This window comes from Haloprofundus sp. MHR1, assembly GCF_005155585.1.
Lineage (GTDB): Archaea > Halobacteriota > Halobacteria > Halobacteriales > Haloferacaceae > Haloprofundus > Haloprofundus halophilus.
On record NZ_CP039833.1, the window covers coordinates 1,574,568 to 1,597,705 of the forward strand.

The 23,138-nt window shown below is 65.6% G+C and carries 25 protein-coding genes and 2 tRNA genes; 8 read left to right on the plus strand and 19 right to left on the minus strand.

The genetic code is table 11. The annotated features are described in order from the left end of the window. Positions 1-279: 279 nt before the first annotated feature. From FCF25_RS07915 to FCF25_RS07930, 4 genes are all read right to left on the minus strand, one after another. Positions 280-352: transfer RNA gene (locus tag FCF25_RS07915), tRNA-Pro, on the minus strand. 57 nt (positions 353-409) lie between these two features. After that, entirely contained in the window at positions 410-2,260 is a 1,851-nt protein-coding gene (locus tag FCF25_RS07920; RefSeq protein WP_174786372.1) for an SLC13 family permease, read from the minus strand. Positions 2,261-2,361: 101 nt separating this feature from the next. Then, entirely contained in the window at positions 2,362-4,422 is a 2,061-nt protein-coding gene (locus FCF25_RS07925) for a DEAD/DEAH box helicase (RefSeq protein ID WP_137048079.1), read from the minus strand. Between the two features lie 69 nt (positions 4,423-4,491). Beyond that, a complete protein-coding gene (locus FCF25_RS07930; RefSeq protein ID WP_137048081.1) occupies positions 4,492-4,881 on the minus strand; it encodes a cupin domain-containing protein in 390 nt (129 codons plus the stop codon). 91 nt (positions 4,882-4,972) lie between these two features. Here FCF25_RS07930 and FCF25_RS07935 point away from each other — a divergent pair, with 91 nt between their 5' ends. Beyond that, the gene (locus tag FCF25_RS07935) at positions 4,973-6,148 is read left to right on the plus strand and encodes a CBS domain-containing protein (protein ID WP_117593367.1); all 1,176 of its coding nucleotides are present in this window, start codon (positions 4,973-4,975) and stop codon (positions 6,146-6,148) included. A gap of 391 nt (positions 6,149-6,539) precedes the next feature. Then, positions 6,540-6,731 (plus strand): hypothetical protein, encoded by a 192-nt coding sequence (locus FCF25_RS07940; protein WP_117593365.1) that lies wholly within the window; start codon positions 6,540-6,542, stop codon positions 6,729-6,731. A 363-nt stretch (positions 6,732-7,094) separates the two neighbouring features. Here the strand turns inward: FCF25_RS07940 and FCF25_RS07945 are convergent. Continuing rightward, a tRNA-His gene (locus tag FCF25_RS07945) sits at positions 7,095-7,167 on the minus strand. A 142-nt stretch (positions 7,168-7,309) separates the two neighbouring features. Between FCF25_RS07945 and FCF25_RS07950 the strand changes: the two genes are divergently transcribed. After that, complete coding sequence (locus FCF25_RS07950; protein ID WP_117593363.1) at positions 7,310-7,765, plus strand: DUF5814 domain-containing protein; 456 nt, start codon at positions 7,310-7,312, stop codon at positions 7,763-7,765. A gap of 25 nt (positions 7,766-7,790) precedes the next feature. Here the strand turns inward: FCF25_RS07950 and FCF25_RS07955 are convergent, their stop codons facing one another. The 5 genes from FCF25_RS07955 to FCF25_RS07975 all read right to left on the minus strand — a co-directional run bounded on the left by FCF25_RS07955 (position 7,791) and on the right by FCF25_RS07975 (position 10,701). Then, positions 7,791-8,207: a ribbon-helix-helix protein, CopG family gene (locus tag FCF25_RS07955; RefSeq protein ID WP_117593360.1), complete on the minus strand. Its 417-nt coding sequence runs from the start codon at positions 8,205-8,207 to the stop codon at positions 7,791-7,793. A gap of 266 nt (positions 8,208-8,473) precedes the next feature. After that, the gene (locus tag FCF25_RS07960; protein ID WP_137048082.1) at positions 8,474-8,686 is read right to left on the minus strand and encodes a hypothetical protein; all 213 of its coding nucleotides are present in this window, start codon (positions 8,684-8,686) and stop codon (positions 8,474-8,476) included. Next, a complete protein-coding gene (locus FCF25_RS07965) occupies positions 8,676-8,903 on the minus strand; it encodes a hypothetical protein (protein WP_137048084.1) in 228 nt (75 codons plus the stop codon). The genes FCF25_RS07960 and FCF25_RS07965 overlap by 11 nt, the downstream gene beginning before the upstream one ends. A 268-nt stretch (positions 8,904-9,171) precedes the next feature. Beyond that, on the minus strand, positions 9,172-9,765 hold the full coding sequence (locus tag FCF25_RS07970) for an RPA family protein (RefSeq protein ID WP_117593356.1): 594 nt from the start codon (positions 9,763-9,765) through the stop codon (positions 9,172-9,174). Then, positions 9,766-10,701: a replication factor A gene (locus FCF25_RS07975; protein WP_117593354.1), complete on the minus strand. Its 936-nt coding sequence runs from the start codon at positions 10,699-10,701 to the stop codon at positions 9,766-9,768. A 277-nt stretch (positions 10,702-10,978) separates the two neighbouring features. On the opposite strand from FCF25_RS07975, the gene FCF25_RS07980 reads away from it, so the two are divergent. Continuing rightward, on the plus strand, positions 10,979-11,260 hold the full coding sequence (locus tag FCF25_RS07980) for a hypothetical protein (protein ID WP_137048086.1): 282 nt from the start codon (positions 10,979-10,981) through the stop codon (positions 11,258-11,260). Positions 11,261-11,309: 49 nt separating this feature from the next. After that, on the plus strand, positions 11,310-12,326 hold the full coding sequence (locus FCF25_RS07985) for a mannose-1-phosphate guanylyltransferase (protein WP_137048087.1): 1,017 nt from the start codon (positions 11,310-11,312) through the stop codon (positions 12,324-12,326). Positions 12,327-12,528: 202 nt separating this feature from the next. Here FCF25_RS07985 and FCF25_RS07990 read toward each other — a convergent pair whose 3' ends face one another. After that, positions 12,529-13,314, minus strand: coding sequence for an SDR family oxidoreductase (locus tag FCF25_RS07990; RefSeq protein ID WP_137048089.1), 786 nt, complete (start codon positions 13,312-13,314; stop codon positions 12,529-12,531). A 133-nt stretch (positions 13,315-13,447) separates the two neighbouring features. Between FCF25_RS07990 and FCF25_RS07995 the strand changes: the two genes are divergently transcribed. After that, positions 13,448-13,927: a hypothetical protein gene (locus FCF25_RS07995; RefSeq protein WP_137048091.1), complete on the plus strand. Its 480-nt coding sequence runs from the start codon at positions 13,448-13,450 to the stop codon at positions 13,925-13,927. Positions 13,928-13,952: 25 nt separating this feature from the next. Here FCF25_RS07995 and FCF25_RS08000 read toward each other — a convergent pair whose 3' ends face one another. From FCF25_RS08000 to FCF25_RS08010, 3 genes are all read right to left on the minus strand, one after another. Continuing rightward, entirely contained in the window at positions 13,953-14,360 is a 408-nt protein-coding gene (locus FCF25_RS08000) for a lipoprotein (protein ID WP_117593345.1), read from the minus strand. Between the two features lie 88 nt (positions 14,361-14,448). Then, positions 14,449-14,910 (minus strand): Tfx family DNA-binding protein, encoded by a 462-nt coding sequence (locus FCF25_RS08005; RefSeq protein WP_117593343.1) that lies wholly within the window; start codon positions 14,908-14,910, stop codon positions 14,449-14,451. An 88-nt stretch (positions 14,911-14,998) separates the two neighbouring features. Continuing rightward, on the minus strand, positions 14,999-15,436 hold the full coding sequence (locus tag FCF25_RS08010; protein WP_117593341.1) for a TRAM domain-containing protein: 438 nt from the start codon (positions 15,434-15,436) through the stop codon (positions 14,999-15,001). 89 nt (positions 15,437-15,525) lie between these two features. On the opposite strand from FCF25_RS08010, the gene FCF25_RS08015 reads away from it, so the two are divergent. Continuing rightward, positions 15,526-16,212, plus strand: a complete 687-nt coding sequence (locus FCF25_RS08015) for a hypothetical protein (RefSeq protein WP_137048093.1) — start codon at positions 15,526-15,528, stop codon at positions 16,210-16,212. Positions 16,213-16,450: 238 nt separating this feature from the next. On the opposite strand, the gene FCF25_RS08020 is transcribed toward FCF25_RS08015, so the two are convergent. Further along, positions 16,451-17,446 (minus strand): radical SAM protein, encoded by a 996-nt coding sequence (locus tag FCF25_RS08020; RefSeq protein ID WP_137048095.1) that lies wholly within the window; start codon positions 17,444-17,446, stop codon positions 16,451-16,453. A 239-nt stretch (positions 17,447-17,685) separates the two neighbouring features. Between FCF25_RS08020 and FCF25_RS08025 the strand changes: the two genes are divergently transcribed. Then, positions 17,686-18,843, plus strand: coding sequence for a DUF373 family protein (locus FCF25_RS08025; protein WP_117593336.1), 1,158 nt, complete (start codon positions 17,686-17,688; stop codon positions 18,841-18,843). Positions 18,844-18,853: 10 nt separating this feature from the next. Here the strand turns inward: FCF25_RS08025 and FCF25_RS08030 are convergent, their stop codons facing one another. The 4 genes from FCF25_RS08030 to FCF25_RS08045 form a co-directional block, all read right to left on the minus strand. Continuing rightward, positions 18,854-19,696 (minus strand): polyprenyl synthetase family protein, encoded by an 843-nt coding sequence (locus tag FCF25_RS08030; protein ID WP_137048097.1) that lies wholly within the window; start codon positions 19,694-19,696, stop codon positions 18,854-18,856. 235 nt (positions 19,697-19,931) lie between these two features. Then, positions 19,932-20,879 carry an electron transfer flavoprotein subunit alpha/FixB family protein gene (locus tag FCF25_RS08035; RefSeq protein ID WP_137048099.1) on the minus strand — a complete coding sequence of 316 codons (948 nt, stop codon included), beginning with the start codon at positions 20,877-20,879 and terminating at the stop codon, positions 19,932-19,934. Then, positions 20,876-21,670 carry an electron transfer flavoprotein subunit beta/FixA family protein gene (locus tag FCF25_RS08040; RefSeq protein ID WP_137048100.1) on the minus strand — a complete coding sequence of 265 codons (795 nt, stop codon included), beginning with the start codon at positions 21,668-21,670 and terminating at the stop codon, positions 20,876-20,878. The genes FCF25_RS08035 and FCF25_RS08040 overlap by 4 nt, the downstream gene beginning before the upstream one ends. Before the next feature lie 116 nt (positions 21,671-21,786). Continuing rightward, positions 21,787-23,022, minus strand: a complete 1,236-nt coding sequence (locus tag FCF25_RS08045) for a helix-turn-helix domain-containing protein (RefSeq protein WP_137048102.1) — start codon at positions 23,020-23,022, stop codon at positions 21,787-21,789. Between the last annotated feature and the right edge of the window lie 116 nt (positions 23,023-23,138).

Genomic DNA, 23,138 nt, shown 5'->3' on the forward strand with positions numbered 1-23,138 from the left:
ACACGCTTAGTTCCTCTCCGTGTAAGAAGTATCGCCTCGGGGTGGAAGTGATGCTCGCCCAACCGACGGCCGAATTCGATAGGATACGTAAAACTACGACACCGTCGCCCCCCGGGTCACGTGACTGGGACGAACGACGGGAGCTACCGACTGTGCGGCCTTTTTGATCCACCGTCAGAGCTTCGCTCTGACGAGCCTTCGCTTACTCCGTTCGCGAAGACAGATTTTTTGCGAGGAGTGGTGCGCCGGAGGCGCACCCGACGAAGTAAAAAGGTGGAGTGGGACCACCCGGATTCGAACCGGGGTCACGGGCACCCAAGGCCCGAAGTATACCAGGCTAACCCATGGTCCCGCGTCAGTACTAAATCGACATCCAATGTAAAGCGTTTCGTTCCACGCTTCCCGTCGCTCACCCCGTGACGGGGAAGAACACCGTGATACCGAGCGTCGTGACGACGGCGAACAGCAACTGCAGCGGCGCGCCCACCCGGAGGTAGTCCGTGAACTTGTAGCCGCCGGGGCCGTAGACGAAGAGGTTTGTCTGGTAGCCGACGGGCGTCATGAACGCCGTCGACGCCGCGAACGTCACCGCGATGACGAACGAGAGCGGATTCGCCCCGATCTGGGTCGCCGCCTCCACCGCCACGGGGACCATCAGCACCACGCTCGCGTTGTTCGAGATAACGTTCGTCAAGAGCGCCGTGACGACGTAGAACAGCGCGAGGACGCCCAACATGGGCAACGCGGCGGCGCTGGCGACGACGAAGTCGGCGAGCAACTGGTCCGCCCCCGTCTCCTGCATGGCGACGCCGAGCGGGATGACGCCCGCCAGGAGGAAGATGACGTCCCACTGGACGGCCTCGTATATCTCGGTCGGCTTCAGACAGCGCGTCGCGACCATCGCCAGCGCTCCCGCCAGCGCCGAGACGACGATGGGAATCGGCGTGAGCGCCGCGACGGCGACGACGAGCGCGACGATACCGACGGCGACCGGAATCTTCGACTCGCGGAAGTCGCGGCGCTCTACCTCCTGGGCGACGATGAAGTCGCGGTTGCGGTCGAGGCGTTCGACGCTCTCGGTCGACGCCTGCACGAGCAGCGTGTCGCCGACCTGTAGCGCCACGTCGTCCATCCGTCGGCGGATGAGTTCGCCGCCGCGCCGCAGCGCCAACACGGTGGCGTCGTAGCGCTGACGAAAGCCGATGGAGGAGAGCGACTCGCCGACGAGCGCAGACTGCGGGGCGACGACGACTTCGACGAGGTTCTGTCCGCCTTCGCCGGCCTCCAGCGTCTCCTCGTCGACGCGGACCGGCACGAGGTCCAGCCCCTCCACGTCCAACAGCTCGATCAAGGTGTCGCGGTCGGTCCGAACGGCGAACACGTCGCCCGCCTGTATCTCCTTCGGGCCGAGCGGTTCGAGGAACACGTCGCCGTCGCGAATCAACTGGAGCAGGTCGACGTCGAGTGCGGTTTCGACCAGTGCGTCCTGCACTCGCTGGCCGACGAGCGGGGAGTCCTCCCGGACGAGCACCTCGGTCAGGTACTCGGCCATCTCGAACTCCTCGGTGAGGTCGGACTGCGGTCTGATGCGCGCGGGTGTGAGATACCGACCGACCGTGAGCAGGTACGCGGTTCCGACGAGCGTCACGACGACTCCCAACCCCGTGAACTCGAACATCGAGAACGGCTCGTAGCCGAGGCGGTCGAAGATATCGCTGGCGAGGATGTTCGTCGACGTGCCGATGAGCGTGAGCGTCCCGCCGAACATCGACGCGTACGACAACGGCAACAGCAGTTTCGACGGCGAGTTCCGACCGCGCTCGGCGAGGTCGGTCACCATCGGGAGGAGAATCGCCACGGCCGCCGTGTTGTTGATGAAGCCCGAGATGGGGGCGACGACGCCGATGACGGCACCCAACTGGCGACTCTCGCTCTCGCGGGTGACCGCCGCGATTTTCGCGCCGAGTATCTGGACGACGCCGGTCCGTTGGACGCCGTCGCTGAGGATGAACATCGCCAGTACGGTGAGCGTCGCCTGGCTCGCGAAGCCCGACAGCCCCTGTTCGACCGAAATCATCACCAGTGGTGCGGCCAGCAGTCCGACCGACGCGAGCGCCTCCGTCACCGGTTGCACGAGCATCAGCGTCACCATCACCCCGAGCGCGGTGATATCGACCGGGACGGGCTCCGTCGCGAAGAGAACGAGCGCAGCGAGGATGACGAGAGAGACGAAGACGATGCCCGGTGTTATCGCTGCCACGCGCGGCCAGAGGGTCCGCGCTGGCAAAAGAGTGAGGTGTTCGCAATGCGGTGCGGCGGTCGGCCGTGCAGTCGACCCCGATTCTGGACTCGTTCTCGACCTCAGTAGTCGTCGTCGGCCAGTTCCATCTCGGCGACGATGGCGTAGGGGTCCAGTCCGTTCCGTATCCCGTCCAGAATCCGGAACGCGTCGTCGGGCGCGAGGAAGTGTCGCGTGATGGCCCGCCCCAGGGGGGTGGGTTCGAAGCCGTCGATGAACTTCCACTCCAGCAGTTTCCCGACGGCGTGTTTCGTCGGTATCTCGCCGAGCATCCGGTCGTTCAGTCGCTTGGCGCGCTTGCCGGCGACGGTGATGTTCGCCAGCGTCTCCTCGACGGCGGCGGACTCGTCGTACATCGTCGCCACGTCCTCCATCTCGCCCTTCAGGAGCATGAACGCGACTTCGTCCTCGCTCATCTCCATCGACCCGTGGTAGGCGGCGTCGGGTTCGACCAGCATGTACACCTTCCCCTTGTCGTGGTAGTCCGGCCGTCCAGCACGGCCGAGCATCTGGCTGAACTCCTGGACGGAGAGCCACTCGATGCCCATCGCCAGCGAGTCGAAGACGACCTGCGAGGCGGGGAAGTCGACGCCCGCCGCCAGCGCCGCCGTCGTGACGACGGCCGCCAGGTCCTGGTTGGCGAACATCCGCTCGACTTTCTTTCTTCTCCGATAATCCAACCCGGCGTGGTACGGCGCGGCGTCGTACTCCAATTTACGCGAAATCTCGTGACAGCGCCGCCGCGAGTTGGTGAAGATGATGGTCTGGCCGCGGTAGCCTTTCGAGGACTCGGTGTCGAACTCGCGGCGGACGAGTTTGTTCTCGATTCGTACTTTCTCCTGTCCGTCGGCGAAGGTGAGGTGGCGCTCGATGGGGACGGGTCGCTCCTCGAATTCGATGAGCGTCGCCTCCAGTCGTCGCGCCAGCCACTCGGGGTTACCGACGGTCGCGGAGAGGTAGATCCACTGCGCCCCGCCGTAGTTCTCGCGGCGTTCCGCGCGGTCCTCGCAGTAGTACTTCAGCCGCGAGATGAGGCCGTCGAGGCGGTGGCCCCGCTCGTCCTCCTTCAGCGTGTGCACCTCGTCGATGACGACGCTGCCGATGTCGCCGAGGTCCTTTCCGGTTCGGAGCGCGTGGTCGATTCCCTCGTACGTGCCGACGATGATGTCGGCGTTCGGGTCGAAGCGGTTGCCGTCGTCGTTGATTCGCGAGGCCCCGACCCGAATCGTGACGTTTGCGAGGTGGCCGTAGCGCTCTCTGAAGTCGTCGTACTTCTGGTTGGCGAGCGCAACGAGCGGAACGAGAAACAGTAGTTTCCCCTTCCCCTCCAACGCACGGTTCACCCCGGCGAGCTCGCCGACGAGCGTCTTCCCCGTCGCCGTCGCGCTGACGACGAGTTGGTCCTGTCCGTCGAAGAGGCCGTTTCGGACCGAGAGACTCTGTACCGGCAGGAGGTTCTCGAACCGCCCTTCGGTCATCTTCTGTAGCTCGGGATGCAGATTCAGACTGCTCGTCGGCACGGGGTCGACGTCTTCGACGGTCGCGCTTATCTCGTCGAACTTCGTCAGGTCGGGGTCGAGATTTCCTTGCAGCAGGTTCGTGATGCGGTCGAGGTCCTGTACGTCCAGGAGGAGCTCTTCGAGGCGGTCCTGCGCCGCCGCGGTCAGGTTCCCTTTGAACGAGAGCTCTCGCTCCAGTTCGCGAATCGCGCAGTCCGGACAGATGTACTCCCGCTCCGTCTTGATGGCCGTCTCCTCGGTGATGGGCGAGTAACGGCCGCCGTCGGCGCAGAACCGGCAGGTCCGAACGACGAGCGCGTCGAGCTGGTAGCCGTCGAGCATCTCCCGTAGCTCGCTTCGACCGTGCTGGGAGGTCTGTTGGGAGATGCGGATACGCGACGCTCGGCGGGCCAGTTCGACGAACTGGTCGGGACTTCGCGGCACCTCGTCCGAACCGTCGACGATGCGGAACTTCCCGGGTCGGGGACCGGCGTTCGTCTCCTTGAGACCGAGTCGGCCGCGGAAGAGCCGCTCGCCGTCGCGGGTGGCGACGACGGTGTAATCGTCGCGGCCGCCGCTCTCGTGGAGGAACAGCGTGTCGACCTGCGCGACCTGCTGAGACACGTCGAGTGGTACGAGAACGGGGTATTTCAGGGATTCGACTCCGCGGAGGCTCCCCCGGGTTCCGCCTCCCTACTCCTCGACCAACTCGATGCTGTCGTCGCCGTTCGGCACCGCACAGAGGAACGCGCCCGGTTCGTCGCTCTCGTTTCGATACCAGTGGACGACGCCCGCGGGGATGAGAAGCGAGTCACCCGCCGACACCTCGTACTCCTCGCCGCCGACGCCCACCGTGTACTCGCCGTCGAGAACGTACTGCTCGTGTTCGACCTCGTTGGTGTGTTTCGGGACCGAAGCTCCGGGGTCGAGGCTGAACCGTCGAATCGCAAAGTGCGGTGCACCGTCGGCGTCGCTGAGGAGCACACCTTTCCTCATCCCCTCGGCCGCGCCGACCGATTCGTACTCGACTTCGGACTCGCGCTTGACGACCGCCCCGCCGTCGTCACCGTCGTTGGATTCCATATTCGCGTCTACGCCCCACGGGGTGTAAGCGTTTCCCGCCACCGCCGGAGCCACGCCCGAGTTTAAGAAGGCCCGGACCCTAACCTCTCGTATGCGAGGCATTCGAATCGGGAGCGCCTTCGGTATCCCCATCCGGTTAGACTTCACGTTCCTGTTGGTACTTCCACTCTTTGCGTATCTCATCGGACTCGACGTCGGATCGCTCGCAGGCACCGTCAACGACCTGTTCGGGTCGTCGCTGGACGCCGGGCCACTCACGGCGGGAGCGATGCCCTGGATTCTCGGCGCCGCCGCCGCCGTCGGACTGTTCGCCTGCGTCCTCCTCCACGAGTTCGGCCACTCGCTGGTCGCGCTCCGCTACGGTTTCGAGATCGAATCCATCACGCTGTGGCTGTTCGGCGGCGTCGCCCGGTTCACCGAGATGCCCGAGAACTGGAAGCAGGAACTCAACGTCGCGCTCGCCGGACCGGCCGTCAGTATCGCCCTCGGCGTTCTCTCCTACGTCGCGTTTCTCGCGCTTCCGGCGAGTCTCGACGCCGCCAGGTTCGTGCTCGGCTACCTCGCGCTGACGAACGTGCTCCTCGCGGTGTTCAACATGCTCCCGGGGTTCCCGATGGACGGCGGACGCGTGCTCCGCGCGCTGTTGGCCCGTGACCGGTCGTACGCCCGAGCGACCCAGATTGCGGCCGAAGTCGGCAAAGCGTTCGCGTTCCTGCTCGGTATCTTCGGACTGTTCGCGAACCTGTGGCTCGTCGCGCTCGCCTTCTTCATCTACATCGGCGCGTCGAGCGAGGCCCAGCAGACCGTGATGAAGGCGGCGTTCCAGGACGTGACCGTCCGCGACATCATGACGGGGAAGGAGGACCTCCACACCGTCGAGGAGAACACGAGCATCGCCGAACTGATGAACCGGATGTTCACGGAGCGACACACCGGCTATCCGGTGATGCGCGGCGGCCGCCTCACCGGGATGGTGACACTCAACGACGCTCGGTCGGTCGACGAGGTCGAACGCGACGCATATCGCGTCGAGGACGTGATGTCGCGCGATATCGCGAGTGTCACCCCCGACCTCGACGCGATGGAGGCACTGCAGTTGATGCAGGAGAACGGTGTCGGCCGCCTCCCCGTCATCGACGCCAACGGGGACATCGTCGGTATCGTCTCGCGGACAGACCTGATGACCGCGTTCGACATCATCCAGACGAGCGGTTCTCCGGACGCCATCCGCTCGATTCGCTCCTCGAATCCGCCGGGGTCGCTCTGAGAGCGTCCGACGCCGCAACCCGTGGATGCGGCGACGCCGTTCTCGCCGGTCGAGCGCCCGACACTCGGCACCGGCGACGACGCTCGGTTTACACCTCGCCTCGGCCACGGACCGAACCGCGGCGAGTTAGCCGAAGACTCCGGGCGACCTCTTCGCTCGAATCCTCGACGAACCCCTTCGCTTCCGGTGGAGATGACTCGGCCGACGCCGTCACCCTCACGGTGTCGGTACGGTACCTCTCACGACCTCCTAGGACTGGCCCGTTCCACGCGGTGGCGGCGAATGAGGCCGTATCGCCGGACCTCGTCCATCCGAGACGCGTCCGATGACTGCCGTTTCCCGTAGTTAACGGGTACCACGTTTTACTGTACTCGAGTCCTCCGTAGAAACAATGCGGGGAGTCCTCAACGAGCAGACCGAGACCGTTCACAAGCCCACCGACCACGCTCACCGACTCACCGCTTGCGGGGCGCTGTTCCACGTCTCCGAGAAGGCCACGTCAGTCGTCGACTTGGCCGACGCCGTCGACGACGGCGGTGCGTCCCGGTGCGGACGCTGCTTCGACGACGCAGGCGGGTACTGAGTTCTCGCCGACGCGAGCACACGCTCACGGAGCACTCACGACGCGCTCTCCGAGCGCAGTCGCTTGTGGCGTAGTTCGCGTCAGAAAGGTCCAGGTGCGAGAATCGAACCTCCGAGAGACGGTCGCTCACCCCGTTCGCGCTGCGACTCTCGTGGTTCGCTCTCTTACAACGGACCTTCGTCTCCTCGTTTTACTCGGAGACAGAAAGGTCCAGGTGCGAGAATCGAACCGGAGCAAGACGTGCTCACTTCGTTGCGCGCGCCTTGCAGGGTTCGATTCTCTTCGATGACCTTCGACGCCCACGGAGCACTCACGACGCGCTCTCTGAGTGCAGTCGCTCGTGGCGTAGTTCGCGTCAGAAAGGTCCAGGTGCGAGAATCGAACCCGCGTCTCAGCCTCCACAAGGCTGAAGGATGGTCCACTACCCCAACCCGGACACATCCAATCGTACTCCGCTGCGACTCAAATACGTTACGACTTGCTTGAGATTCGCCAGTGGACGACAGGGCGCACACTCCTGGACTCCGCTCCGAGAGCCGAGACGCTTTTGGGGCCGACCCGCCTATCACCGCCCGACAGTGGCCATCACGGACAAAATCTATCTGAAGAACCACCGCCAGATCGCCTCCCAACTGGAGACGAGCATCCCGAAGGGCGCGTTCAAGGGAGCGACGCTGGACGTGCTGTACACCGGCGACGGCCTCGAAAAACTCGACGAGGCGACCCGCGAGCGGGTGCTCGACTTCGCGCAGGATTTCCTCGACTGCGACTGCGACACTAACCCCTACTGCGGCCACCCGGAGCGAAAGTTCGTCAGCTACCTGCTGGAGCTCCGAGCGCAGGGACTCGGTCCCGACGCCATCGTCGACGTGATGACCGACGACTACATGCTCTACGCGTACCCCGGCGACGTCCTCTCGTTTCTCGACCAGTCGGTGCGCACGCTCGAAGCCGTCGAGTCGCTCGCCGCCGTCGACGGTAACCGGGAGATGCAGCAGCAATCCGCCGAGGCGAAGCGGTCGCTGACGCGGTGAGTGTGGCGGGAAAACGGGGGAACCGTCAGCCCAGACGGAACGGTTGGTCGTCGCGCTCGCCGTCCAACTCTTCGAGTTGGATCACGTCCTCGTCGTCGCCGTCGAGTTCCTCCACCTGTTCGCGCAGGTAGTTGACGTAGCGTTTGTGTTCCTCGAGTTGTTCGCGGAGGTGTTCGGTCTCCAGTTCGAGGCGCTCGTGTTCGCGGATGAAGCTCTTCGGTACCTCGACGGTCGGTGGAAAGCTGGCCGTATCGTCGTCGTGACTCCGTTCTAACTCGTTTTCGGGGACGACTCGCACCTGGCCGTCGTGGGCAACGAGCGTGTCCACGTAGTCACGAAACACCGCCGAGAGCGAGATATCGCGCTCCTCGGCGATTTCGCGGAGCGTCTCGAACGCGTCCTCGTTGACGCGAAACGAGATGGTCTTGTTCTTGTTGCCCATGCTCTTGAGTTGTGACTCCGTGCTACTTAATCGTTCGTCAGACGGGTTACCAGTCTGTTCGACTGTAGGTCACGGCCCGAATCTCGCGTCGGCTACCCGTCGGTTCGGGTGCGACCGTACGAACGTCTCCGCACTGTGGTCGTCTCCGTCGAACTGCGCGCTGTCTCCGTCGAACTGCCCCCTTTACGCCGACTACTGAGTAGACGACGCCGACGCTGTCGGCGGGGGTCGGGCCGCGACGCCGCCGAATCGGGCGAACCCCTGAATCAGGCGCGACCTTCTCGACGAGTCGGGCTGTTCTCGGACTCGGGCGCGGCCGTCTCGTCGCCGTCGGGTTCCGAGTCGGCTTCCCTCGCGTAGGCGTCTATCCGTTCGTCGCCGAGACGTGCTTCCGCTGCGCCCTCGTCGTCGGCGTCGACGCCCATCTCCGCGTAGACGCGCCGCCAGTCGGCGCTCGGCGAGTCGCGGTCAGTCGGCATCGCCGCCTCCCTCGTCTCCACCCGCCCGCGCTGCACCGCAGCGGAAACAGCCGTCGCGGAGTCGGGGGTCGACACTCTCGAACCCACACCGCTCACAGCGCCAGTATCGGTAGTCGAGACGGCCGTGGTCGTCGTACGCGGGATGCGGACCGGTGACGTTCTCCTGTCTATGTTCGTTTTCCGTAGCTTCTTGTGAGAGTGGGCTATCAGTGCTCACTGGGCTCTCCGTGGTAGGGATGCCCGGCGTTCGGGTGCTGCAACACCCGACGCGTTTCCGTTCGCGCCGTGCCGGGCGGCGTTCTGTCGTCGATTCTCTCTGTAGCTGTCGCTCTCCGTGCGACTTCGTCGTCAGTTTCACTCCGACCGAGCCACCGCGTCATGACCGCGACTCCGAACCGCGCGCCGGGGGAACGCGTGCGCGGTCGGTCCGGAGTGCGGTCGACGGTGTGTCGTTTGCGGTGTCAGCCGACTACGCGGCTACGTGACTACGCTTCGGCTTCCAGTTCGTCGGTCGTTTCCAGACTTTGGAGCGCGGCGATGGCGGCCTGCCGGTAGCTGTCGACCGGGAGGTCGTACTGCTCGCGGGCCATCCGGCCGTACTCGTTGCCTTCCTCTTCGAATCTGTCGACGCGTTCGAGCGTGCGCTCGGCCGTCTCGACGACCCAGCGGTCGCGCGTCGCGGCGTCGACTTTACTGATGGACTCGGGACGGACCGAGACGTTCACCGTGCCGTCGTCGGTCTCGTACGTTCGCGGCTTGCCGACGATGGAGACGTACGAGGGTGCGTCGAGGTCGCGCAGGGCGCTCGCGGCTTCGGGCTGGTACTGCCCGGCGTAGACGAAGAACGTCCCGGTGGGGTCGACGATGCGGCCCCGCCAGTACTCGTTGTCCTCGCCGACGTCCTCCTTCTCGGTCAGCGTGCCGACGAGGAACACGCGGTTGGCCTGCGCGCCCGAGGGCAGCAGCAGGTAGACGGGCGCGCGCTCGTCGTCGGACTCTTTGAACGTGTATGCAGCGTCGTTGAACTCCTGGGCGAAGACGCGCCGGGCGACTTCGCGGGTGGGTGCGGATTGACTCATTTACATCGACCTCGCTTTGATGAGCACGGCCTCGGCGTCGACCGGACCGGTGAGCTGTTCGAACTCGTTGACGAGCACGTAGCGCCCGAGCGTCGGCCCGGAGACGCGGTAGTAGCGCCCGAGCACGTCCTCGGCCATCTCGTCGGCAACGATGGTCGTGTCGAGTGCGTCCATCGCCATCTGTTTGGCCTCCTCCAGCGCGATGCCGGTGAGTTCCTCGGTCATCTCCTTGTTGAAGATGATCTCCTGCACCTCGTTGCCGTCGTCGAGGACGCCCTTGATGCGCAGGTCGAACTCGCCTTCGACGTTGCCGTGTTCCGAGCAGCGGCCGTTCTGGAGCACGCGCGTGCAACCCTCCTCGGGGCAGCGCTTGATGAGTCCCGACCCGCTCTGGATGTCGACGAACGCGCCCTCGACGCTCACCGAGTCGTCGCCGACTTCGATCTCTTCGTCGAGTTCGGTGATGGTCGTCGTCCGGTTGAGCTTCACCGAGTACCGTCCCTGGTACTCGTCGGTGACGACGTTCTGCAGGGAGTACACCGCTCCCTCTTTCAGTTCCGGGAGTTCCGACGTGGTGAAGGAGACGAACTTGATGGTGCCGGACTCGTCGCCCAGCAGGCCGACCTGCGAGATGGAGTCGCTACGCGGCTCCCACAGTTCGACGAGTTTCACCGTGAGGTCGACCCACTGTTCGTCCTCGTCGATGTCCGAGACTTCGACGGCCTGACTGCCGCCGCCGCCGGCGCGAATCGCGTCGCGTTCGAGTCCCGCCTCGTCGAGGTAGTGGTTGACGACGCTCCGTCGCGCCTCGTCCACGGGCACTTTGTACTCGTTGACGAGGTTGTCCAGTCGCTCTTCGATCTCGTCTTCGTCCACGTCAAGGTGGTCCGAGAACTGTTCCGCAATCTCCGCTGCGTGTGTACGCAAATCTGTCATGTGGTCTCACTGCCTCTTCTCTGGTTTTCTATGAGAGGCATACGCCCGTTGGCTCCTACTGGTATAAAAAGTTCCGGCACCGCGACGGAAGTGAAATCCCGAGGGTGGGGGCCGCTGGGCGCGGTCTACGTCGGACGCGCGTCTGACGCTCGGAGCGCTCGTCTTCGGGCGATTTGGCGGAGGTATTTGCCGACAGTCGCCGAACGTCCGCTCGACGAGCGAAAGTGAACGCGCCGACTCCACGAGGATTATTACCGCCCGGCCGCAATTCGAGTGCATGGACCCGCGCCTCGAACGCATCGTCCGACAGACGTTCCGCAAGGCGGGTCGGCAGTGGGCCGAGTCGAAGCGCGCCTACCGCGAGGGGCAGTCCGGCGGCGTCCCCGACGCGCTCCCCGTCGACGACGAAGGCCGCGCCAAACTCGTCTGTCGCCGCTACGCCGAACGGCGAGCCGTCGGCATCGGCGACGAGGGCCGTCCATCCTGTTTCGACGCCGACCACCCCGACTGTCAGGGCTGCGCCGAGGACGTCCGCGCGGGCGTCGTCGAGACGTGGTGACGCGCGCCGAGTCCACGATAGCTTTCCCCCCGCCGCGACTCCGTAGCCCATGGACAGACCGCTCGTCGCGCTCGTGCTCGCAGGCGGCACCGGCACCCGACTCTACCCGGCCAGCCGGAGCCACCGCCCGAAGCAGTTTCTCTCGCTCTCGGACTCCGACGACGACTCGTTGCTCTCGAAGACGGCCGAGCGCGCGAGTTTCGCCGACGAACTGTTCGTCTGCACGCGCGCCGACTTCGCCGACGAGGTTCCCGACCACGCCCCCGAGGCCACGGTACTCGTCGAACCCGAGGGCAAAGACACCGGCCCGGCGCTGACCTACGCGACCCACCGAATACAGGAAGAAACCGGCGACTGCGTCGTGCTCGTCCTCCCGAGCGACCACACCGTTTCCGGGAATTTCGAGCCCGTCGCCCGCGCGGGCGCTCGCGTCGCCGCCGAGACGGGTGCGCTCGTCACCTTCGGCGTCGAACCCACTCGACCCGACACCGGGTACGGCTACATCGAACCCGGCGAGAAGCGAGACGAACCCGAACCGCACGCCGACCTCGCGGCGTTCCACGAGAAACCCGACGCCGAGACCGCGGCCGAGTACGTCGACTCGGGCTATCTGTGGAACGCGGGCATCTTCGCGTGGACGCCCGATTCGTTCCTCAACGCCGCCCGCGACACCGAACTCGCGCCGCTCGTCGAGGCGCTCGACGCGGGCGACGCCGAGAGAGGGTTCGCCGCCGTCGACGACGTGAGCGTCGACTACGCGGTGATGGAGCGCGCCGACCACGCCGCCGTCGTCTCCGCGACGTTCGACTGGGACGACTTGGGGTCGTGGGACGCGCTGGAGCGCGTGCTCGACGCCGACGCCGACGGAAACGTCGCGCTCGGCGACTTTCTCGCCGTCGACGCCGCGGACAACGTCGTCGCCAGCGACGACAAACACGTCTCCTTGGTGGGTGTGGAGGGACTGGCGGTCGTCGCCTACGACGACCGGGTGTTGGTGGTGCCGAAGGAACAGGCCCAGCGAGTGCGGGAGGTGGTTTCGGTGCTGAGAGAGGAAGGGCGATTCTAGGTAGAACACCATACCGCAAGCGCCGGAGGCGCGAGCGGGCCGCCCTCAGAACTGTGTTCTGATGTGCCCGAAAATCGCTCCGCGATTTTCGGCCGACGACTGAGGGACGTGAGCGAAGCGAACGAACCGAAGGAGGAGTGTTTTTGGTCCAGCTTTTACCGAGCGAGAGCGCCGAGCGCTCTCGCGCAGCGTAAAAGGTGGCTTAGGAGCGCATCTTCCCGCCGTCGACGGGGAGCGCCACGCCGTTGACGAAACTCGCGCGGTCGCTCGCGAGAAACGCGACGGTATCACCCAATTCCTCGGGTTTCCCGATGCGGCCCATCGGGATGCCGTTCGACCATCCCTCCAGTCCTTCCTCGTAGCTGTCCACGTCGCCGCGTTCGACGGCGTCTTCGACGAGTTCCTCGACGCGTGAGGTCTCGTGCGCGCCCGGCAGGACGGCGTTGACGCGAACGTCGGGAGCGAACTCCCGCGAGAGCGACTTCACGAGGCCGATGACGCCGCGACGGACGCTGTTCGAGAGGATGAGGTCGTCGATGACCTCGCGGACGCTCGTCGAGGTGATGCAGGTGATGGTGCCCGCGTCGCTCTCCTTCAGGTGGGGTTCGGCCTCCTTGACGGTCCAGACGGCGCTCATCACGAGCAGGTCGTACGCGCCGTACCAGTCCTCGGAGGACATGTCGTCGAAACTCCCGCTGGGCGGCCCGCCAGCGGAGGTGACGAGGTGGTCCAACTGGCCGAACTCCTCGACGGTCGCCTCCACAAGCGCCGCGATGTCGTCGCGGTCGGTGAGGTCCGTCGGCACCGCGAGCACCTCGCCGTCGCCGACGGCGTCGAGTTCCTCGGCCGCTTCGTCGAGGCGCTCCTCGTCGCGGCCGCAGATGACGACGTGCGCGCCCTCCGCCGCCAGCGATTCGGCGCTCGCGTGGCCGAGGCCGCTCGAACTCGCCGTCACCAGTGCTACGTCTCCGGATACTCCGAGGTCCATGTGGTGTGCGAGGACAGTGCACGCAAAAGTATCTCTCAAGTCGGCAAGACGTGCAATATCGGGTATTTCGACGGTGACCCGAGTGTGATTGTCCGCACGGAAAGCTTATTCCACGTTGTCGTTATCGAGAATTGTGAAACGAAGGGCGGTCCTCCGGGCTATCGTCGCCGCTCCGCTGCTTGCGGGCTGTCTCTCGGCCGACCGACGTGAACCAGACTCGCCCAACGTTCCCCCGGGGGTAGGCGACTCTCTGTGCGACAACGCAGAGGAGTCCGAGCGAACCACGACCGAAGATTCACCTCTCACCTGCGGCGACTCCCCGAAATCCAATCTGCGAATCGTCAACGAGAAATCCGACTGGGCTCCCTTACGGCTCGAACTATTCGACGCAGCGAGCGACGAACTGCTCTCTTCTTCCGACTACGACCTCGCACCGAACTCGACGTACACCATTGTAGATGTTTGCTCTATCTCGAACAGGTACCGAATTCGGGCTAAATCCGGTCTCTTTTCGGATTCGTTGACGTGGGACCTCTCGCGCTCCTGCACGCTAGCGGAGATTCGAGTCGGGAAGTATTTCGGCCTGAATGTGACCCAGATTGGTGAGGGATGAGTGATTGGGTCTCTCGTCGACGGTTTTAGCCGGATTCACAGTGATAATACAGAATTCTCTCTTCACCGCCTAGCTGAATGTCTATGTCCACATTGACGCACGAAAACCCTGCCTCGGCCAAGTCGGTCTCGGACCACTCGTTCTCGTCGATTCTGGTTCGGAGGATATACCGCTCGGATTCGGAACCAACGTCGCGCCATTTTTTGGTCGAATCGTCGACGAGACGGTCGCCGTCGTACACCGCAGCATCGAGTCTGACGGACGCCTCGAACGTCAGTTCGTCGTCGACGACGATTTCAATATCGAGGGTGTGAGCGGTGTCGTCGGCGTTCCGTGCTACCAGCCCCGAGACCTCTATCGTCTGCTCGGCGTTGGAGGAACAACCAGCAAGCGCGAACGCGGCTACCAATCCCAAGAGGCTACGCCGCTCCATCGGGCGTAGTTGAGGAAGGTGGAGATATTATACTATCTGTATCTCCTCACACAGAAATCAGATCGTAAACGCCTCTGGACGCTCCTGCCTACGCCGACCGCCGTACCCTCACCGCACCCTCGCTCGTCACCCCGACGAGAAGCGGCACCCGAACCTCGCGCCCGCGGATGGCGTCGCCCGCGGCGTCGCTGACGATTTTCATCAGGTCGGGCGCGGTGTGGTTCACCTTCACGCCGGCGGCGTCGCAGGCGTCGTACACTTCCTTCGGAACGTCGTAGAGGTCGGTCCCCTCGGGGACGTCGACGCGGACGGGTGCGGTCAGTGCCTCGGCGAACGCCACCGTCTCGCGGGCCTTCTCGACGTTGCCGCGGGCGCTGGCCTCGATGCTGGAGACGTTCGCGCGCGACGTGCCGAGGAACTCGGCGATGTCAGACTGACGGACGCCGCGTTCGCGCAGTGCGAGCACCTCGGCCTGTCGGCGCGTCAGGACGCTCTCGTCGGGCGCGAAGCCCGCCTGTTCGAGTATCTCGTTCACGTCCTGCTCGTCCATACGCGTGCGTCGAACGCCGTCGGCAAAAAGCTACAGAAAACCGAAAGTCGGGACTGTCCGTGGGTGCCGCCTCGGCGGCGGGCGGTGCTTACGCTCCCCAGAAGTTGTCGCGGCTGCCGAGCGCCGTGGGACGCTTCGGTCCCTCGTCGTCGTCGCCGCTTCGCTCGGGTTCGGGCTCTTCCTCCTCGGGTTCCATCGGCAGTCGCTCCACCTCGTCGGCGCGTGCGTGGCTCGATTTCACCTGCGTAATCTTCACCAGCGCTCGCGCGTCGGGGAGCACGCCGTCGACCATCACGATGAACCCGTCCTCGGTCCGCCCGACGCCCGCGCCGCTCTCGTGGATGTCGGTCACCTCGACGACGACCTCTTCGCCGGGTTTGACCGGTTGCTGTTTCAGTTCGCGGATGGGCATGCTGTAGTGGCTGCACCATTCGGCACCGCCGCGGTCGCCGTAGTGTTGGCAACCCATCCCTTGGATTCGCTCGGAGAAACTGGGGCACTCGTCGGCCAGTGGACAGTCCGGCATGAACGTGACTACTCAGGCGTTCATCTAAACGCTTGTGTATCGCTCACCGGGTCGAAACCCGTTTTGTCGCGCCGCTCGAAGCGCCACGTATGAGTCGACGCGTCCCGGAGTTCGCACTCGTCGCCGGGACGTTGCTCTCGCTTTCGTTTCTCGTCTCCTCGCTCGTGCTCACCGGCGACGTGTTGCGGACGACGCTCGTCGCCGTCCTCCTCGGCTATCCCTTCGTCGCCTACGCCGTCGTCCACGACGAGAACCCGACGAACGTGCTCCCGCCGACGGCCGTGCTCGCACTCGGCGGACTCGTCGGCGCGGTTCTCCTCGTCGAGGCGACGCTGGGCGGCGTTCGGGCCTCGACGCCGTTGGCCGGGGTCACGTTCGGCGTGCTGCTGGCGCTGCTGGCGCTGTTACCGCCGCTGGCCTACTACCTCCGATACGGGTCGCCGCTGAATCCGCTCTCGCCCGCGCAGACGGCGCTCGGCTGTCTGGGTGTCGCCGTCGCTCTCCTCTGTCTCGGTGCAGTCGCCGACACCGTGCTGTACGCGACGGCGGACGCTCTTCTCGTCTCGCTCACCGGCGGTCTGTACGCTGCGCACGCGGGCGTCGTTCCGTCGCCGTCGACGCGCCGACTGTTCGTCTTCGGCGGCGTCGCCGCCGGTGTCTGTCTGCTCGCCGTCGGGAGTGCCCTCGGCGTGACGCTCGACGAGTGGGTCGTCGTCGCCGCGGCGCTCGTCTTCGGCCCGAGCGCGTACTACGCGCTCACCGTCGAGTACGTCTGAGAACTCGGCGACTTCTGACCGAATCTACGCTAACGGCGTCCGTTCGACCACGGTGCCGTCCCACCTTTTTGTTTCGTCGCGCTCGCTTCGCTCGCGCTCCTTACAAAAATCTGGACCAAAAAATCGCCGCGTTACGCCAACGGCGTCCGTTCGACCACGGTACCGTCCCACCTTTTTGTTTCGTCGCGCTCGCTTCGCTCGCGCTCCGCACAAAAATCTGGACCAAAAAACCGCCGCGTTACGCCAACGGCGTCCGTTCGACCACGGTCCCGTCGACGGTCGGGTACTGCTCGACGATCTCGCCTCTCTCCACGTCGCCCTCCTGGATCATCTCCTCCAGAAGCCACCACGCGAGTTCGACGTGCTCGGATTTGACAGTGTAGAACTCCTCGGGGACGCCGAGTTCCTGTAGGCGCGCTTCGGTTTCCCACGTCTTGCCGTAGACCAGAGTGCCGTCGTCGGTTATCTCGTCGAACTCCCGGCGGATGTTGCGGGCCATCCGCTTCAGGCGGTTTCTGTGCTGGGCAGCGTCTTTGAACACCGAGGTGCAGAAGTAGACGCGCTCGTGGTCGCCCATCACGTCCAGAATCGCCTCCTTCGAGCCGTCGACGGCCGACATGTGGCCCTCTTGCAGTTCGTACCCCTCCTCCTGCATCCGTCGATAGTTCCCGTCGGACATCTCGAACTCGTTGACGTTGCAGAAGTCGGCCGCGCCCTCGTCGAGGAACTCGAGGAACTCCTCCTCGGCGCGGATTCCGGGAATCTCGAAGGCGGGGGTGAGCCCCTCCTCGCGGGCGACGTAGAGAATCTCCTCCCACTCGGTGCCGTGCATCTCGCCCCACAGCTCCAGCGGCGGGTGGAACCGAACCTCGTCGAGGCCGGCTTCCGAGAGGCGGCGCATGTTCTCGCGCCCGCCCGGGATACCCGTGTAGAGGTGGGTGTGGTGGTCCTCGCCGAACTCCTCCTTCAGGAGGCTGAGGTACCGACAGGTCTTGTCGAGCGCTTCCTGCGGTTCGCCGCCCGTAATCGAGGTGCCGAGCGCGTCCATCCGCTTGGCCTCGCGGATGACGTCCTCGTCCTCCTCGACAAGGCGCTCGTTGGCGTACACGTCGGTGACGTTCTTTCTGTTCTCGCCGAGAGGGCAGTAGAAACAGTCCCGCTGGTCACAGTACCCGTAGACGAAGAGTACCATCTTCCCTCCCATGGCGCACTGTTCGCAGCCCTTCGAGATCATTCGCTTGTTACCGTCGTATTCGGCGCAGCGTCAAAAGGCGTGCGACTCGTCTCTCGTCGATGTGTGGCGTCTGTCCGCGAACGCCGACTGTTCGCATCTGTCACACGTGCGCACCCTTCGCTCGCCGATTGCGGCCGGCTCTTCGCGACTCGAAGCGCGATAACCGACCGACTGGAGACCGACCGGACAGCGCCGACGCTCCCGAAAGCAAATATAGCATGCTGGCGTAGCCGCTGACGATGCTGCTCGTCCTCTGTGTCGACCTCGACGACGACCTCGGCCGCAAAACCGGCATGAAGACGCCGGTCGTCGGCCGAGAGAGCGTCGAGGACGCCGCGGTGGCGCTCGCGACGGCCGACCCGGAGGACTCCGACGTGAACGTCCTCTTTCAGGGAATCCACGTCCACGACGACCTCGTCGAGGAGTTCGAATCCGGCGACCCCGACGACGCCGAAGAGGTCGAAGTCGCGGCCGTCACCGGGCTCAACGGCAACGACGTGAAGGCCAATCGCGCCGTCGGCGACGAGGTCGACGAGGTGCTGGCGAGCCTCCAGACCGGCGAGAACGTCCGCGCGGTCGTCATCACCGACGGCGCGCAGGACGAGTCGGTTCTGCCGGTCATCCGCTCTCGCGTCCCCATCGACAGCGTCCGCCGGGTCGTCGTTCGACAGGCCCAGGACTTGGAGTCGATGTACTACACCATCAAGCAGGTGCTCGACGACCCCGAGACCCGGGGGACGATTCTCGTTCCGCTGGGCATCCTGCTGCTCATCTACCCGTTCGTCACCATCGCGACGCTGTTCGACGTCGAGGGGGCGACCGTTCTCGGACTCATATCGGCCTTGCTCGGCCTCTACGTCCTGTTTCGCGGGCTCGGGCTGGAGCGGTTCGTCGACGACGCGGCTACACGCACGCGGAACATCCTGTACGCCGGCCGAGTGACGCTCATCACCTACGTCGTCGCGGCGGCGCTCATCATCGTCGGCGGCGCACAGGGAATCGAGACCATCGACGCGGTCGAACGGGCCGTCGGGGGGTCGCTCACGGCCCCGGCACTGCTCGCCGCGTTCGTCCACGGCGCGGTGCAGTGGCTCGCCGCGGCGGGCGTCACGAGCAGCCTCGGCCAGGTGACCGACGAGTATCTCGTCGACGAGTTCAAGTGGCGCTACCTCAACGCGCCGTTCTACGTCGTCGCCATCGCGCTCGTCCTGTACGCGCTGTCGGGGTTCTTCCTCTCGGGACTGCTTCCGGCCGGCGAGACGGTGGCGCTGGTCCGGACGCTCACGCTCACGGACCTCGCGCTGGCGCTCACGGGCGGGACGCTGCTCGGCGTGCTGAGCACGCTCACGTTCGCTATCGCGGAGTCGAAGTACCCGACCGGCGCGGAACCGGCCTGAGCGTCGAAGATCAGCGCTCGCGGACGACGACGAACTCCGCGAGGTCGCGGAGATACTTTCTCGCGTCGGACTCGGGGATGTCAGTCGCGTCGAGCGCCTCGAGCGCGGCCTCCGACTGCGCTCGGGCGCGGCCGTCGGCTTCCTCGGGCGTCAGGTCCGTAATCTGGACGAGCGACGGGCGTTCCATCGTCTCGTCCTGGCCGGCCGGTTTGCCGAGGTCGGCCGAATTGGCCGTCTCGTCCAGCACGTCGTCGCGAATCTGGAACGCGATGCCGACGCGCTCGGCGTACTCGCCGAACGACTCGACGGCGAACGGGTCGGCTCCGCCCGCCACCGCGCCGACCTCGGCGGCGGCGCGGAACAGCGCGCCCGTCTTGCGGCGCGCGAGTTCCATGTACTCCTCCTCGTTCGTCGGTTGGGCGACGAGTTCCGTCGCCTCGCCCTCGCCGAGTTCGACCATCGACTCGGCGACGACCTGCATCGCCTGCTCCTCCGCGGAGAACAGCGCGAACGCCTCGCCCAGCAGGCCGTCCGAGGCGAGAATCGCCGGGCCGTAGCCGTACTCGGCCCACGCGCTCGGCGTCCCTCGGCGGAGGTCCGAGCGGTCGATGATGTCGTCGACGACGAGCGACGCGTTGTGGACGAGTTCGACGCCGACGGCGAAATCGACGGCGTCGACGGGGTCGCCGCCGACCGCCTCGCAGACGAGGAGCGTCACCGTGGGTCGCACGCGTTTGCCCCCTGCGAGGGAGACGTGGCCGAGTTGCTCGGACAACTCGTCGGGTTCGACCGACTCGACGACCGCCTCGAGGCGGTCGTTGACCATGGCGACCCGGCGCTCCAAATACTCCATTATCGGACAGGTAGGGACGGTCAGGGAAGTACGTACCGAAATGCGGAGAAACGGGGTCGGCGGTGAGTTTAGAAGCCTATCCGTTCTGAGTAGTTCCGCGAGCGACCGAAGGGAGCGAGCGGGCCGACGAACGAATGGAAGCGCGGCTTGCCGCGCTGAAATGAGTGAGGAGTGCTTTTGGTCGAGCTTTTGCCGAGGGCCGCCAGAGGCGGCCCGTAGCGCAAAAGGTCGTGGTTCAGGAGAACTGCTCGATGAGTTCCGGAACGACCTCGAACAGGTCGCCGACGATACCGTAGTCGGCGATGTCGAAGATGGGTGCGTTCGGATCGGTGTTGATGGCGATGATGGTGTCGGAGCCTTTCATCCCGGCGACGTGCTGGACCGCCCCGGAGATACCGACCGCGAGGTAAATGTCAGGGGTGACGACCTTCCCGGACTGGCCGACCTGCCGGTTCGGCGGGAGCCATCCGGCGTCGACGATGGGCCGCGACGAGGAGAGCGTCGCACCCAGCGCGTCGGCGAGTTCCTCGACGAGTTCGAGGTTCTCCTCCTCCTCGATGCCGCGGCCGACCGAGACGAGCACGTCCGCGTCGGTGATGTCGACGTCGCCGCCGGCGACCTCCTCGAACCCGAGCACGCGGGAGCCGAGGTCGCCGTCGGGTTCGTAGTCGAACGCCGAAATCTCGGCGTCGCCGGTACCGGCTGTGGCGGGCCACTCGCCGCCGCGAATCGTGACGGCGACGCGCTCCGCGTCGACGTCGACGGTCGTCTCGACCTTCGAGCCGTACATCTCGCGTGTCGCGGTGAGGCCGCCGTCGTAGCTGAAGTCGACCGCGTCCGAGACAAGCGGCAGGTCGAGTACGTTGGCGACCGCCGGCGCGTAGTCGAGGCCGTTGACGCTGTTGGGCATCAGTAGGACCGCGGGCTCGACTTCGGCGTACAGCGCTTCGACCGCGCCCGCGTACACGTCGTGGTTGAACTCCTCGCCGTTCGCGACGGTGTGGACGGCGTCGACGCCGTCGAGGTTCAGTTTCTCCCCGAACTCGTCGACGTCGCCGCTGATGACCGCGATGTGGAGGTCGCCGCCGGTCGCGTCGGCGAGTTGGCGGCCCGCGCTGACGAGTTCGTAGCTCACGTCGCGGAGGTCGCCGCGGCGGTGGTCGGCGATAGCGAGCACCGTCATTGCGCGCCCACCCCCTTCTCGCGGAGGACCTCGGCAAGTTGCGCGGCGGTCTCCCCGGCGTCACCCTCGAAGATGGTGGCGTCCGACTCGCTCTCGGGTTCGCGCATCCCCGTGAGTTCGATCGGGCTGTCGAGCGCGGAGGCGTCGAGACCGAGGTCGTCGAGGCCCATCGGGGCTATCTCCTTGCGCTGGGCCTGCCGGATACCGCGCAGGCTCGCGTAGCGGGGGTCGTTGATACCCGTCTGGATGGTGAGCACCGCGGGGAGGTCGACCTCCGTGAGCTCCTCGACGCCGCCTTCGAGCTCCCGGCGGACGTTGGCGACGCCGCCCTCGGCGTCCAAGTCGAGTTCGTTGACGACGGCGGCCCACTCGAAGCCGACTTCGTCGGCGACGGAGACGCCCGTCGCCCCGAAGCCGTCGTCGGCGGCCTGCACGCCGGTCAGTACGAGGTCCGGCTGTTCCTGTTCGACGACGGCGGCGAGCAGACGCGTCTTCGCGGCGACGTCGAGTAGTTGGACGTCCTCGAACGCGTCGTCCCAGACGCGAATCGCGCGGTCCGCGCCCTTGGCGAGCGCCATCCGAATCGTCTCCTCGCTGCGTTCGGGGCCGATGGTGACGCTGACGACCTCGACGTCGTCGCCCGCCTCCGCTATCTGGACCGCCTCCTCGACGGCGTAGTCGTCCCACTCGTTGAGGTCGTACTCGAGGTACGCCTCGTCGATTCCGAGCCCGTCGATCTCGAAGTCGTCTTCGACTTCGGCGACTTCCTTGACGGTTACGAGAATCTTCATCATCGACCACTACCTCCACTCGCCGGTAAACGTTTTCGGAACGAGAGGCGGTACGCCGCGACGTGCGGCAAATTCGTACTCGTTCTCGAGTACGGACTCGAGTTCGAGTCGGCGGCTCAGCCGTCGCCGTCGGTGTCGTCGCCGCTGTCGCTGCTGTCGCCGTCGGTGTCGTCGTCGCCGCTGGTGTCGTCGCTGCCGCCGTTTCCGTTCCCGTTTCCGTTCTCGCCCGGCAGCGAAATCAGGTTCTCCCGACCGAGGCGCAGTTTCTCGACGCGTCCCTCGTCCGCCAGCGAGGAGAGCAACTGCGACACTTTCGCGTCGGACCAGCCGGTTTCGGCGACGATGTTCGTCTGTCGCATCCGGCCGCCGTTGTGTTCGAGGAGGTGCTCGACCCGTTCGCCGTCCGAGAGCAGCGAGAGGTCCACGTCGTCGTCGTTCTCTTCCTCCTCCTCCTCTTCCTCCGGTTCTTCCGACGACAGTGGGTCGACGGCCGACGCGCCGCCGCCGGCCGCACGCGGCGGTGATGTCGTCGGCCCGTCGACGGTGACGACCTCTCCGTCGACCTCCTCGAACCCTTGACGGCGTCGGAGGACGACCGCTGCGAGCATGGCGGCGAAAACGAGTACTGCGCCGATGCCCGCGATGAGCGCGAGTTCGTCGCTGTCGCCCGTTCCCGTGTCTCGACCCGACCCCGGCGGGTCGTACGAGATGTCGATGACGCTGCCGTCTCCGGAGCGGTCGGTGAACTCCCGGGGACCGTCGACGATGACGGTCGTTCCGTTCCGGGTGCGGGCGGGGAAGCTCACGTCCTGGGAGTTCCACTCTTCGGGCGCCTCGATGACGAGCCGCTGGTTCGCCCCGAGGCGGGGGAACCACGTCCCGCCGTCCGGCGTCTCGAACGCGTCGCCGACTCTGAGGTCCTGGTCGCCCTGGTAGGCGAACCTCGTCCACGTGAACGTCATGTTCAGCACGCCGGTGTCGTTCTCTACGGTGCCTCGGTAGCTGACGTTCTGAATCTCCATCTCGCGGCCCGTCGCCTCCGACGAGAGCGCGGCGAACTGCTCGAACGTCCGCTCGTCCAGCGTCGCGTTGGCCTCGCCGGCGCGGAGGTCCGAGACGAACTGCTCGAACGCCGCGCTGCTGTTGTTGCCGCTCAACGGGTACCGCGTGACGACCGACCACTTCGCGTCGCCGTTGCGCTTGATGGCGATGACGAGTTGTGTGTCCGGCGGCTCCTCGGCCTGTAGCAGCGTCGCTCTTTGCCCGTCGTCGGTTCCGACGACGGCGGCGGCCGGTGGTGCGAAGCCGGCTGAGAAGACGAGGAAGGCGAGCACGAGGGCGGCATACCGCATACAGTTCACCAACTCTCGGGGGTACGGCAAAACGCTTTCCATCGGATGTCCGACAGGCGCTCTGCGCCGACGTCGCCGCGGCGAGCGGTGTCGGTTTCGACGACGTTCCGCCGTTT

Coding starts and splice junctions, on each gene's coding strand:
- FCF25_RS08040 (WP_137048100.1), bottom strand. CDS start 21,670: ATGAAGATTCTCGTAACCGTCAAGGAAGTCGCCGAAGTCGAAGACGAC.
- FCF25_RS08025 (WP_117593336.1), top strand. CDS start 17,686: ATGCTGCTCGTCCTCTGTGTCGACCTCGACGACGACCTCGGCCGCAAA.
- FCF25_RS08035 (WP_137048099.1), bottom strand. CDS start 20,879: ATGACGGTGCTCGCTATCGCCGACCACCGCCGCGGCGACCTCCGCGAC.
- FCF25_RS08005 (WP_117593343.1), bottom strand. CDS start 14,910: ATGGACGAGCAGGACGTGAACGAGATACTCGAACAGGCGGGCTTCGCG.
- FCF25_RS07970 (WP_117593356.1), bottom strand. CDS start 9,765: ATGAGTCAATCCGCACCCACCCGCGAAGTCGCCCGGCGCGTCTTCGCC.
- FCF25_RS07980 (WP_137048086.1), top strand. CDS start 10,979: ATGGACCCGCGCCTCGAACGCATCGTCCGACAGACGTTCCGCAAGGCG.
- FCF25_RS07955 (WP_117593360.1), bottom strand. CDS start 8,207: ATGGGCAACAAGAACAAGACCATCTCGTTTCGCGTCAACGAGGACGCG.
- FCF25_RS07960 (WP_137048082.1), bottom strand. CDS start 8,686: ATGCCGACTGACCGCGACTCGCCGAGCGCCGACTGGCGGCGCGTCTAC.
- FCF25_RS07940 (WP_117593365.1), top strand. CDS start 6,540: ATGCGGGGAGTCCTCAACGAGCAGACCGAGACCGTTCACAAGCCCACC.
- FCF25_RS07990 (WP_137048089.1), bottom strand. CDS start 13,314: ATGGACCTCGGAGTATCCGGAGACGTAGCACTGGTGACGGCGAGTTCG.
- FCF25_RS08000 (WP_117593345.1), bottom strand. CDS start 14,360: ATGGAGCGGCGTAGCCTCTTGGGATTGGTAGCCGCGTTCGCGCTTGCT.
- FCF25_RS07930 (WP_137048081.1), bottom strand. CDS start 4,881: ATGGAATCCAACGACGGTGACGACGGCGGGGCGGTCGTCAAGCGCGAG.
- FCF25_RS07985 (WP_137048087.1), top strand. CDS start 11,310: ATGGACAGACCGCTCGTCGCGCTCGTGCTCGCAGGCGGCACCGGCACC.
- FCF25_RS07975 (WP_117593354.1), bottom strand. CDS start 10,701: ATGACAGATTTGCGTACACACGCAGCGGAGATTGCGGAACAGTTCTCG.
- FCF25_RS08030 (WP_137048097.1), bottom strand. CDS start 19,696: ATGGAGTATTTGGAGCGCCGGGTCGCCATGGTCAACGACCGCCTCGAG.
- FCF25_RS08020 (WP_137048095.1), bottom strand. CDS start 17,446: ATGATCTCGAAGGGCTGCGAACAGTGCGCCATGGGAGGGAAGATGGTA.
- FCF25_RS07935 (WP_117593367.1), top strand. CDS start 4,973: ATGCGAGGCATTCGAATCGGGAGCGCCTTCGGTATCCCCATCCGGTTA.
- FCF25_RS08010 (WP_117593341.1), bottom strand. CDS start 15,436: ATGCCGGACTGTCCACTGGCCGACGAGTGCCCCAGTTTCTCCGAGCGA.
- FCF25_RS08045 (WP_137048102.1), bottom strand. CDS start 23,022: ATGCGGTATGCCGCCCTCGTGCTCGCCTTCCTCGTCTTCTCAGCCGGC.
- FCF25_RS08015 (WP_137048093.1), top strand. CDS start 15,526: ATGAGTCGACGCGTCCCGGAGTTCGCACTCGTCGCCGGGACGTTGCTC.